The organism is Streptomyces sp. NRRL F-4489, assembly GCF_001509485.1.
GTDB lineage: Bacteria > Actinomycetota > Actinomycetes > Streptomycetales > Streptomycetaceae > Streptomyces.
This window is the reverse complement of sequence record NZ_LLZI01000055.1, coordinates 1-10,833: the sequence shown is the minus strand read 5'-3', so window position 1 is coordinate 10,833 and position 10,833 is coordinate 1. Positions and strand designations below refer to the sequence as shown.

At 76.1% G+C, this 10,833-nt stretch carries 8 protein-coding genes; 6 read left to right on the top strand and 2 right to left on the bottom strand.

Translation table 11 applies throughout. From position 1 onward, the window contains the following. Positions 1 to 385: 385 nt before the first annotated feature. The 4 genes from ADL22_RS06965 to ADL22_RS06950 all read left to right on the top strand — a co-directional run bounded on the left by ADL22_RS06965 (position 386) and on the right by ADL22_RS06950 (position 5,775). Positions 386 to 2,740: an RNA degradosome polyphosphate kinase gene (locus tag ADL22_RS06965; RefSeq protein WP_066974782.1), complete on the top strand. Its 2,355-nt coding sequence runs from the start codon at positions 386 to 388 to the stop codon at positions 2,738 to 2,740. 202 nt (positions 2,741 to 2,942) lie between these two features. Further along, positions 2,943 to 4,103, top strand: coding sequence for a CHAD domain-containing protein (locus ADL22_RS06960; RefSeq protein ID WP_079063901.1), 1,161 nt, complete (start codon positions 2,943 to 2,945; stop codon positions 4,101 to 4,103). Positions 4,104 to 4,121: 18 nt separating this feature from the next. Continuing rightward, a complete protein-coding gene (locus ADL22_RS06955) occupies positions 4,122 to 4,646 on the top strand; it encodes an NUDIX hydrolase (protein WP_079063899.1) in 525 nt (174 codons plus the stop codon). Between the two features lie 142 nt (positions 4,647 to 4,788). Next, positions 4,789 to 5,775, top strand: coding sequence for a helix-turn-helix transcriptional regulator (locus ADL22_RS06950; RefSeq protein ID WP_079063898.1), 987 nt, complete (start codon positions 4,789 to 4,791; stop codon positions 5,773 to 5,775). Between the two features lie 18 nt (positions 5,776 to 5,793). Here the strand turns inward: ADL22_RS06950 and ADL22_RS06945 are convergent, their stop codons facing one another. Beyond that, on the bottom strand, positions 5,794 to 6,777 hold the full coding sequence (locus tag ADL22_RS06945; protein WP_234430576.1) for a class I SAM-dependent methyltransferase: 984 nt from the start codon (positions 6,775 to 6,777) through the stop codon (positions 5,794 to 5,796). Positions 6,778 to 6,983: 206 nt separating this feature from the next. Between ADL22_RS06945 and mshA the strand changes: the two genes are divergently transcribed. Together mshA and ADL22_RS06935 are read left to right on the top strand one after the other, a co-directional pair. Next, a complete protein-coding gene (gene mshA / locus ADL22_RS06940) occupies positions 6,984 to 8,396 on the top strand; it encodes a D-inositol-3-phosphate glycosyltransferase (protein WP_420711544.1) in 1,413 nt (470 codons plus the stop codon). Then, positions 8,389 to 8,982 (top strand): YbjN domain-containing protein, encoded by a 594-nt coding sequence (locus tag ADL22_RS06935; RefSeq protein ID WP_079063897.1) that lies wholly within the window; start codon positions 8,389 to 8,391, stop codon positions 8,980 to 8,982. The genes mshA and ADL22_RS06935 overlap by 8 nt, the downstream gene beginning before the upstream one ends. A 102-nt stretch (positions 8,983 to 9,084) precedes the next feature. Here ADL22_RS06935 and ADL22_RS06930 read toward each other — a convergent pair whose 3' ends face one another. Then, complete coding sequence (locus tag ADL22_RS06930; protein ID WP_234430575.1) at positions 9,085 to 10,410, bottom strand: alpha/beta hydrolase family protein; 1,326 nt, start codon at positions 10,408 to 10,410, stop codon at positions 9,085 to 9,087. Positions 10,411 to 10,833: the final 423 nt, after the last annotated feature.

Sequence of the window (10,833 nt, the reverse complement as noted above, 5' to 3'; positions counted from 1 at the left end):
GCGCAGGGGGTAGGCGGGGGCGTACGGGGGCGGGGGCGGCGGGGGTATGGGCCCGGCGGGAGCCGGCCCGGGACCTGGCGTGGGATTCGTCGAAGGTCTGAGCACGCGCTCAGCGTAGGGAGCGGGCGCGGGCCCCGCAGCCGACTTTCCCGGATCGGCGGGCGGCCGGGACATCCGCCGGTGGCGTCCCGGGCGGGCGGCCGGGACACCCGTGGGTGGCGTCCCGCTTCCCTGGCCGCCATGTCCGCGTTACCAGCGGTTCAATAACGCTTGCGAACATCACTGAATGCAGCCCGCGCTCCCCCACGTCCCCCACTCGCGGACCCGAGTCGTTCCGCCGCATTCCGGCGCGCCTGGAAAGGCCCCGGCGCGGAAGAATAAGGACATGAAGCAGCAGCGCAGCGCACCGGCCCAGGACCGGTCCGAGACGCCGTCGCCGGAGGCGCCGAGGGCGGCGGGATCCGCGCCGCAGCCCGGCCTGCGGTCCGGGGCGCAGCCGTCGGCGCAGCTCTCGGCGCGGCCGGTGGCGCAGCCCTCGGCACAGCCTTCGGTCGGTTCGATCGCCGCCCACCGCCCGCACGCCGTGCGGCACACCGTCTCCGGGCTGGAGCCCGACCTCGACGCCGATCCGGACGCGTACGAGGAGCGCCGTGCCCCGGGGGCGGACGGCGCGGAGCTGCCCGGCGGCCGCTTCCTGGACCGCGAGCGCAGCTGGCTGGCGTTCAACGAGCGGGTGCTGGAGCTGGCCGAGGACCCGGCCACGCCGCTGCTGGAGCGGGCCAACTTCCTGGCGATCTTCGCCAGCAACCTCGACGAGTTCTTCATGGTCCGGGTCGCCGGCCTCAAGCGCCGCATCGCCACCGGCGTCGCCACCCGCTCCGCCTCCGGCCTCCAGCCCCGCGAGGTGCTGGAGCTGATCTGGACCCGCTCCCGTGAGCTCATGGCCCGGCACGCCGCGTGCTTCCAGCAGGACGTCGCGCCCGAGCTGGCCGAGCAGGGCATCGGGCTGGTGCGCTGGCCGGAGCTGACCGAGAAGGAGCAGGCCCGGCTGTTCACGCTGTTCCGGCAGCAGATCTTCCCGGTGCTCACCCCGCTGGCGGTCGATCCGGCGCACCCGTTCCCGTACATCTCCGGGCTGTCGCTGAATCTCGCCGTGGTCGTCCGCAATCCGGTCAGCGGGCACGACCACTTCGCGCGGGTGAAGGTGCCGCCGCTGCTCTCCCGCTTCCTGGAGGCGTCCCCGCAGCGCTACGTCCCCATCGAGGACGTGATCGCGGCGCATCTGGAGGAGCTGTTCCCGGGGATGGAGGTGCGGGCGCACCACATGTTCCGGGTGACCCGCAACGAGGACCTGGAGGTGGAGGAGGACGACGCGGAGAATCTGCTCCAGGCCCTGGAGAAGGAGCTGATGCGGCGCCGCTTCGGGCCGCCGGTCCGGCTGGAGGTCGAGGAGACCATCGACCCGGCCGTGCTCGACCTGCTCGTCCAGGAGCTGAAGGTCTCCGAGGCGGAGGTCTACCCGCTGCCCGGGCCGCTCGATCTGACCGGGCTGTTCGGGATCGGCGCGCTGGACCGGCCGGAGCTGAAGTACCCCAAGTTCGTGGCCGGCACCCACCGCGATCTGGCGGAGGTGGAGTCGGCGTCCGCGCCGGACATCTTCGCCGCGCTGCGCGCCCGGGACGTCCTGCTGCACCACCCGTACGACTCGTTCTCCACCTCCGTGCAGGCGTTCCTGGAGCAGGCCGCGGCCGATCCGGACGTGCTCGCCATCAAGCAGACCCTCTACCGCACCTCCGACCACTCGCCGATCGTGGACGCCCTGATAGACGCGGCCGAGTCCGGCAAGCAGGTGCTCGTCCTCGTCGAGATCAAGGCGCGCTTCGACGAGCAGGCCAACATCAAGTGGGCGCGCAAGCTGGAGGAGGCCGGCTGCCACGTCGTCTACGGGCTGGTGGGGCTGAAGACGCACTGCAAGCTGTCGCTGGTCGTCCGCCAGGAGGGCGAGATCCTGCGCCGGTACTCCCATGTGGGCACCGGCAACTACCACCCCAAGACGGCCCGGCTGTACGAGGACCTGGGGCTGCTGACCGCGGACCCGCAGGTGGGGGCGGACCTCTCGGACCTCTTCAACCGGCTCAGCGGCTACTCCCGGCGGGAGACGTACCGCCGGCTGCTGGTCGCGCCGACCTCGCTGCGCGACGGGCTGATCCAGCGGATCAACAAGGAGGCCGCGCACCAGCGGGCGGGCCGCCCCGCCTACGTCCGCATGAAGGTCAACTCGATGGTGGACGAGGCGGTGATCGACGCGCTCTACCGCGCCTCGCAGGCCGGGGTGCCGGTCGACATCTGGGTGCGCGGCATCTGCGCACTGCGCCCCGGGGTGCCCGGACTGAGCGAGCACATCCGGGTGCGCAGCGTCCTCGGCCGCTTCCTGGAGCACTCCCGGGTCTTCGCCTTCGGCAACGGCGGCGAGCCGGAGGTGTGGCTGGGCAGCGCGGACATGATGCACCGCAACCTCGACCGGCGGATCGAGGCCCTCGTACGGGTCGCCGACCCGGCCCACCGGGCGGCGCTGAACCGCCTCCTGGAGACCGGCACGTCGGACGCCACCTCGTCCTGGCACCTGGGCCCGGACGGCGACTGGACCCGGCACGCGGTGGACGCGGACGGCACGCCGCTGCGGAACGTCCAGGAAATGCTCATCGACGCCCGGAGGCGCCGGCGTGGCCCAGCGACGTGAGGAGTCGGGCCGGCGGCCGGGGGGCCGCGCGGCGGTGGTGGACGGGCCGGGGGACGGGCGGCCGGGGGACGGGCGGCCGGAGGATGGGCCGGTAAACGGGCTGGGGGATGGTGTGTACGGGGGCGGGGTGTACGGAGGCGGGGTGTACTGGGACCGGGGGTACGGGGAGGCGGTGTACGGGGACGCCGGGTGTGGGGACGCGATGTACGGGGACGGCCCCGGTGCCGGGTCCGTGCCCGGCGGGCGGCCCACCGGCGGCGCGCTGGCCGGACGCACCGCCGGCGACGTCCTGGCCGGCTATCTGCACCGCCAGTCCGCCGACTTCCTGCGGAGTCTGCGGCTGCACCGGGAGGCCGGGCCGGACGCGGCGGAGGCGGGCGAGGCGGCCCGGCAGCTGCGCCGCGCCGCCCGCCGGATCAGCGCCACGCTGCACACCTTCCGCCCGCTGACGGACGAGGCGTGGGCCGACCACCTCCGTTCCGAACTCGGCTGGCTGAGCGGAACGTTGGCCCGCGAGCAGGCGTGCGCGGCGCGCCGCGACCGGCTGATGGCGGCGCTCCAGCGGCTCACCGGACGGGACGGCCGCACCGAGCGGCCACCGGAGCGCGGCGCCCGGGGCGGCCGGACCGGCCGGGACATCCGCACCGGCCGCGGCGCCACCGCGCCCACCGCCTCCGCCTCCGCCCCCGCCGCCCCGGCCACCGCCACCGCCCCGGCCGCCACCACACCTGACCCCGACGACCTGAGCGCGCTCGCCGCCGGGGCGGCCCGGGCCGGGGCGCTGCTCGACCGGCAGCTCACCCTGGCCCGCAGCCGGGCGCACTCCGCCACCCTCCAGGCGCTCGGTTCGTCCCGTTTCCACGCCGTCGCGGACGCGGTCGCGGTACTGGCCTCCGAGGCGCCGCTGGCCCGCCGGGCCGGTGAGACGCCCGCCGCGGAGGCGCTGCCGCCGCTGGCCGAGCAGGCGCACCGCCGGCTCGCCGAGGCGGTCGCCACCCTCCCGCTGGCCCGCGCCGGCCACCCGTACAACGCCGCCGCGCTGGCCGCCGACGACCGGCAGGACGCACCCTGGCACCAGGCCCGGCTGCTGGTGCGGCTGAGCCACTACGCGCAGGAGGTGATCGCCCCGGAGGCGATCGACCCGCGGCTGGCCGACTCCGGGCGCGCCCTGGAGCGCCACCGGGACGCCGCCGAGGCGGCCGCCGCGGCCGCGGCCGCCGCCCGCACCCCGCGGATCGCCCCGGCCACCGCGTACGCGCTGGGCGTGCTCCACGCCGACCAGCGCCACGAGGTCGAGGCGGCCCGCTACGCCTTCGGCCGGGCCTGGCTCCCCACCGGACCGGCCCCGGAACGCGGCGCCTGACGGGGGAGCGGACCCACGATGGCCAAACCGGCGGACCGCAAGGACGACGCCCCGGATGCGCCCCGCCCACCGGCGCCCACGGGCCCGATCCGGGCCGCCGGCTGCGTCCTCTGGCGCCGCACCCCCGGCGGCGGCATCGAACTGGCCCTCGTTCACCGGCCGAAGTGGGCGGATTGGTCCTTCCCCAAGGGCAAGCTCAAACCGGGCGAGGACGCCCGTCGCGGCGCCCTGCGCGAGGTCCTGGAGGAAACCGGCATGACCTGCGCCCTGGGCCCGGAACTGCCCACCGCCCACTACCGGGTGGGCCCCCGCCCCAAGGAGGTCCGCTACTGGTCCGCCGAGGCCACCGGCGGCGGCTTCATCCCGAACAAGGAGGTGGACCGGGTGGTGTGGCTGGCTCCGGAGCCGGCCCGGGAACTGCTCACCCAGGACCGGGACCGGGAGCTGGTCGCGGCGCTGCTCGGTGTGCTGCGAAAGGCGGACGGGGTGGACGGGGCGGGCGGTGCGCCCGGGGTGAGCGGTGCGAGCGGCGCGGGCGGCTGATCGGCCGGGGATCGGGCGGCTGATCGGCCGGTGATCGGGCGGTGACCGGACGGGCGCCGCCGGCCGGGAGCCGGGGGCCGGTGTCCGGCCCGGAAGCGGAACCGCGGGCTTCGGATTTCGGGGCGCGGCGCATACTGGACGGATGGTGCACGGGGAAATCGAGATCAGTGCGTTCCTCAAGGCGCGCCGTGCCGCGCTCGACCCGGTCGAGGTCGGCCTGCCCGAGGGGCCCGGCCGCCGCCGGGTGCGCGGGCTGCGGCGCGAGGAGGTCGCCCAGCTCGCCGCGATCAGCGTGGCCTACTACACCCGGATCGAACAGGGCCGGGCGCCGGCGGTCTCCGACGCCGTCCTGGACGCCCTCGCCCGCGCGCTGCGGCTGACCGACGGCGAGGCGGCGTACCTGCGGAACATCGCCGGGCCGCGGCGGCGCACCGCCGGCCGTCCGCGCGGCGCCCGCGCGTCCGCCCCGGTCCGTACCGTGAGCCCGGAGATCCGGCAGCTGCTGGACGCCATGGACCCGGCGGTCGCCGCGGTGGTGGTCGGCCGCGGTCTGGACATCCTGGCCTGGAACGGTCCCGGCGGCCGGCTCTCGTTCGACCTCGACGCGCTCGACCCCGCCCAGCGGAACACCGCGCTGCTGGTCTTCCTCCACCCGGCCTCCCGCGAGCTGTACCCGGACTGGGAGAAGAAGGCCCAGGAGATCGTCGGCAATCTGCGGGCCGACAGCGGCCGCCACCCGGACGATCCGCGGATCTGCGAGGTGGTGAACGAACTCCTGGACCGCAGCCCGGACTTCCGCCGGATGTGGGCGGCCCAGGGGGTCTCCGAGTGCCTGCGCGGCACCAAGCGGATCCGGCACCCGTGGGCCGGTGAGCTGACCGTCTCGTTCGAGAGCTTCCGGGCGGCCGCGGACCCGGACCACATGCTGGTGACGTACACGGCGGAGCGGGGGTCGGAGTCCGAGGCGCGGTTGCGGGAGCTGGGGTGGGCGGCGGCGGGGGCGACCTTGCCGGCGGGCCGGTCCGGAACGGGTGTGCCGTCGCCATCCGGCGCTACGTCGGCTATGTCCGGTACCTCTGGTGCGTCAGCTGTCTCTCCTACGTCCGCCGCGCCCGCGTTCGCCGGGTAAGCGTCAGCCGGGGACGGCTCACGCCACCCCGCCGCCCCGGGGTGCCAGCGCGGCCCACCGCACCGTGACCTCGCCCTGGCGATGGCGGCGGGGGTCGCCGGCCAGGGGCCAGTCGGTGGCCAGGTGGGCCACCGCGGCGCGCCAGCGCTGGCGGGCGCCGAGGGCGCTCAGCGGGGCGGCGGCGGCCCAGGCGCGGTCGAAGTCGCGGAGGAAGGCGTGCACCGGCTCGCCCGGGACGTTGCGGTGGATGAGCGCCTTGGGGAGGCGTTCGGCCAGGTCGGAGGGGGTGTCCAGGGAGCCGAGCCGGGCGGCGAAGGTGACCGTGCGGGGGCCCTCGGGGCCCAGCGCGACCCATACGTGGCGCCGCCCGATCTCGTCGCAGGTGCCCTCCACCAGCAGCCCGTCCGGCGCCAGCCGCGCGCACAGCCGCTGCCAGACGGCGGCGACCTCGTCCTCGTCGTACTGGCGCAGCACGTTCGCGGCCCGGATGAGGACCGGGGCGCGGCCGGGCCCGCCGGGCAGCGGCAGCTCGAAGCCGCCGTGCAGGAAGTCCAGGCCCGGGCGGGCGTACGGCAGGGCGGCGGCGACCCGGGCCGGATCGATCTCGATGCCGACGACCTGGGCGTCCGGGCGCACCGTGCGCAGCCGGCCGAGCAGTTCCAGCGGCGTCCAGGGGGCGGCGCCGTAGCCGAGGTCCACGGCTACGGGGTCGGCGGTGCGGCGGAGGACGGCGGCGTGTTCGGCGGCGATCCAGCGGTCCATCCGGCGGAGGCGGTTGGGGTTGGTGGTGCCGCGGGTGACGTTGCCGAGGGGGCGGCGGCCGGGGGTCCTCGCGGGCCGGTGGCTGCCGTTTCCTACGGATACGGATACGGATACGGGTACGGGTACGCGTCCGCGGGCGCTGACCGCCGGCTCCCGGGTGGCGCTTCCGGCCGGCCGGGACGGTGCGGGAACCGGGGCGGCGGGGGTGCGGACGGCGGAAACGGGGGAGCGGCGGGCCATGCATCGAGGGTAGGGCGTCCCGGCGGATGGGCGTCCCGGCGGACGGCCGCTGGGGCCGGGGGGCCTCGCCGCCCGCCCCCGCCCCCGCTTTGGCAAAGTACGAAGAAAGTTCGAAGATGCGGGCCGGACGGGAAATGGATCGCCGTCCGGTGTTGTTGCACGGGGGCGGAGGCGGGTGCCCCGCCTCGCCGAGGAGGTAGCTCGCAGTGAGCCAATACGTGTCCCGGCTCCGCGGCCGGCACGGCGGTCCCCCGGCGCCGGCCAGGCGCGCCGGAGGCCAGTTCCCGGGTCCGGCGCGGCTGCGCCTGCCGGGCGCGACCCGGCGCCCCCGCCGGGTGGCGATGCTCAGCGTGCACACCTCCCCCCTCCACCAGCCCGGCACCGGCGACGCCGGCGGGATGAACGTCTACATCGTCGAGCTGGCCCGCAAGCTCGCCGCCCTCGGCATCGAGGTCGAGATCTTCACCCGCGCCACCACCGGCGCCCTGCCGCCCGCCGTCGAGCTGGCCCCCGGCGTCCTCGTCCGGCACGTCGCCGCCGGCCCGTACGAGGGGCTGGCCAAGGAGGAGCTGCCGGCCCAGCTGTGCGCCTTCACGCACGGCGTGATGCAGGCGTGGGCGGGCCACCGCCCCGGTTACTACGACCTGGTGCACTCCCACTACTGGCTCTCCGGCCACGTCGGCTGGCTGGCCGCCGAGCGCTGGCGGGTCCCGCTGGTCCACGCCATGCACACCATGGCCAAGGTCAAGAACGCCGCGCTGGCCGCCGGCGACACCCCCGAGCCGGCCGCCCGGGTCATCGGCGAGACCCAGATCGTCGAGGCCGCCGACCGCCTGATAGCGAACACCGCCGGCGAGGCCGACGAGCTGGTCCGGCACTACGACGCCGACCCCGGCAAGGTCGCGGTGGTCCACCCCGGCGTCAATCTCGACCGCTTCCGGCCGCAGGCGGACGGCGGCGCCGCCGACATCGCGGCCGGCCGGGCCGCCGCCCGGGCCCGCCTCGGCCTGCCGCAGGACGCGGTCATTCCGCTCTTCGCCGGCCGGATACAGCCGCTCAAGGCGCCCGACATCCTGCTGCGCGCCGCCGCCGTCCTGGTCGACGCGGACCCTTCGCTCCGCTCCCGGCTGGTCGTCCCGGTGGTCGGCGGGCCCAGCGGCAGCGGTCTGGCCAAGCCCGAGGGGCTCCAGAAGCTCGCCGCCCGGCTGGGCATCGCCGATCTGGTGCGGTTCCGCCCGCCGGTCGGCCAGGAGCAGCTCGCGGACTGGTATCGGGCCGCGTCCGTGCTGGTCATGCCCTCGTACAGCGAATCGTTCGGGCTGGTGGCGATAGAGGCGCAGGCGTCCGGCACCCCGGTCGTCGCGGCCGCGGTCGGCGGTCTGCCGGTGGCCGTCCGGGACGGCGTCAGCGGCTTCCTGGTCGCCGGCCACGACCCGGCCGACTACGCCCGCGCGCTGCGCCGCTTCGTCGACGATCCGGCGCTGGCCACCACCATGGGCAGCGCCGCGGCCCGGCACGCCCGGTCGTTCGGCTGGGACACCGCCGCCGCGGCCACCGCCGACGTCTACGCCGCCGCCCTCCAGGAACGCCGCCGTCCCCTACGATCACTCCATGGGTGAGGAGCGGAAGCCCGCGGCGGAGCCGGGCGAGCGGAGCGACGGGCGCCGGCCCGGCGAGGGCGGGCGGCCCGCCACGGGCGCGGAGAAGGCGCGGCAGGCCGCCGCGGTGATCGAGCGCACGCTGGCCGACGCCGGCCTGGAGTGGGAGTCGCCCGCCGAGGGCAGCTACGTCGTCAAGCTGCCCGGCACCCGCAAGCTCTCCACCACCTGCTCGCTGAAGGTCGGCCGCCACTCGCTGTCCCTCAACGCCTTCGTCGTCCGCCGCCCGGACGAGAACCACGAAGCCGTCCACCGCTGGCTGCTGGAGCGCAACACCCGCCTGTACGGCGTCAGTTACGCGATCGACCAGCTCGGTGACATCTACCTCGTCGGCCGCCTCCCGCTGGCCGCCGTCACCCCCGACGAACTGGACCGCATCCTCGGCACGGTCCTGGAGAACGCCGACGGCAGCTTCAACACCCTCCTGGAGCTGGGCTTCGCGTCGGCGATCCGCAAGGAGTACGCCTGGCGGGTGGCGCGCGGCGAATCCACCCGCAACCTCGCGGCGTTCGAACGGCTGACGCGGGACGGCGGCGGCGGGGAGTAGGGCACCGGCCCGGGGGACGTACCGGGGCAGGGGACGCACCGGCCGTAGACGGCCCCAGGGCCGCCCCGGCCCGGTCCGGCCCGCCCCGTTCCGTCCCGCCGCTCATGGCACGAACCGCACCTCCGGATACCGCCCCGAGGGCCCGTCCAGCAGCCCCGCGTCCCGCCCGCGCAGCCACCGGTCGAAGAACGCGGTCACATACGCCCGTTCCGCCGCGACGGCCCGCGCGGGGGCGACCGTCCCGATCATGTCCGCCACGTCCGCCGGGGACAGCCCCACCTGGCGCGCGAGCTGCGGAACCATCGCCTCCGCGTCCGTATGGCTCGCGTGCCGGCTGCCGAGCAGCGTCAGGTCCCGCAGCCAGGCGCCGCGCGCCGCGCTGTGCCGCCACACCGCGTCCCAGGACGCGACCGAGTGGTGGTCGTCCCCCGCCATGCCCATCAGCAGCAGCGGCCGGTCCACCCCGTCCCGGCCCACGGTGGACGGGTGGGACGGGTCGTCGTCGCGCTGGGTGTAGCCCATCACCCCGTCCATGTTCACCGCCGCCTTGATCCGCGGGTCGTCGTGCAGGGCCTGCGCGGCCGTGAAACCGCCCGCCGACTGCCCGAACATCCCCACCGCGGACAGATCCAGCCGCCCGCGCAGCACCGCCGGCAGCGCCGACTCCCGCCCGCCGCGCGCCAGTTCGTCCAGCACGAAGCGGGTATCGGCCACCCGTACCGCGCTGACCTTCTCCAGCAGCTCGGTCATCTTCCCCGCCCGCTGGGCCCTGGCCATCTCGTCGAGCATCACACTGCGCGCCACCCGGCCGCCGGGGAACTCGACGGCGGGCGCCTCGTAGGTGTGGTCGAGGGCGACCACGACGTACCCGCGGGAGGCCAGTTCGTCGCAGAGGGTGCTGCCGAGGCCGCGCGGGTCGCCGGCGCCGGGGGAGTAGAGGACCACCGGCAGCCGGCGCCCGGCCGAACGGGCCACCGGCGCGCCCGCGCGGGCGTGGGTGAGGGTGGCGCCCCAGGCGACCTTCCCCGGCGGGACGTGGCCGGAGAAGTTGTTCAGCTTGTCGAACGCGGCCGCCTCGGCCCCCGTCATCTGCGCCGCCCGCGGGAACCGCCCGGCCCCCGGCCCCGCCGGATACCGGACGCTGACCATCAGCTCCCGGTGGGCCTGGCCGGCGACCCACGGATCCTTGCGCTGACGGTCCGTCAGGTGCAGCGCGACCGTCCCGACGGCGAACGGCCCGGTGGGCGCCGGGAGCGTCATCGCACCGGCGACGGGGCCCGTACGCACCGCGCCCGGCGCCCCCGTACGCGCTGCCGTACGCGCCCCGGCCTTCGGCCCCGTAGCCCCCGCCGCCTCTTCCGCGCCGGCTCCGGGCCCGGCCACCGCCGCGGCCGTCACCGCGATCACCACCAGCGCGCCGATGCCCACGGCCCGCCGTCGTCCGGTACGTCGTCCCGTATCGCTTCGTCCCGTATTGCCCCGCACCGTTCCCCCTGTCCTGGCTGCTCAACGGTCCCGGCCCGCACCCGATGCGCGCGCCACCGCCCGTACACAGCAGCCTCCCGGGCCGGCCCGGCCCGATCGACCGTGCGGCCACCCGTTTCGGGGGTGGGGCCAGCACGAAGACGGGGCGGCCAGGGCGGGACGAACGACACCCGGCCCGCCATGGGTCCCCCTACGCCTCCGCCCGCACCTCCGCCCCATCCGCCACACCCGACGCCCCGCCAACTGCCGTACCACTACCAGTGGCTGACGCCCCAGCGGCCGAGCCACCAGCGGCCGGGCCACCGGCAGCCGAGCCACCGCCCCCCGGTCCCCCCGCCCCCACCCGCCGGAGCAGCACCCCGTACC

Bases quoted from the DNA above. Each gene is read 5' to 3' on its own strand.
- ADL22_RS06935 (WP_079063897.1), top strand. From the start codon at position 8,389: ATGGGTGAGGAGCGGAAGCCCGCGGCGGAGCCGGGCGAGCGGAGCGAC.
- ADL22_RS06955 (WP_079063899.1), top strand. From the start codon at position 4,122: ATGGCCAAACCGGCGGACCGCAAGGACGACGCCCCGGATGCGCCCCGC.
- ADL22_RS06960 (WP_079063901.1), top strand. From the start codon at position 2,943: ATGTACGGGGACGGCCCCGGTGCCGGGTCCGTGCCCGGCGGGCGGCCC.
- ADL22_RS06965 (WP_066974782.1), top strand. From the start codon at position 386: ATGAAGCAGCAGCGCAGCGCACCGGCCCAGGACCGGTCCGAGACGCCG.
- ADL22_RS06950 (WP_079063898.1), top strand. From the start codon at position 4,789: ATGGTGCACGGGGAAATCGAGATCAGTGCGTTCCTCAAGGCGCGCCGT.
- ADL22_RS06945 (WP_234430576.1), bottom strand. From the start codon at position 6,777: ATGGCCCGCCGCTCCCCCGTTTCCGCCGTCCGCACCCCCGCCGCCCCG.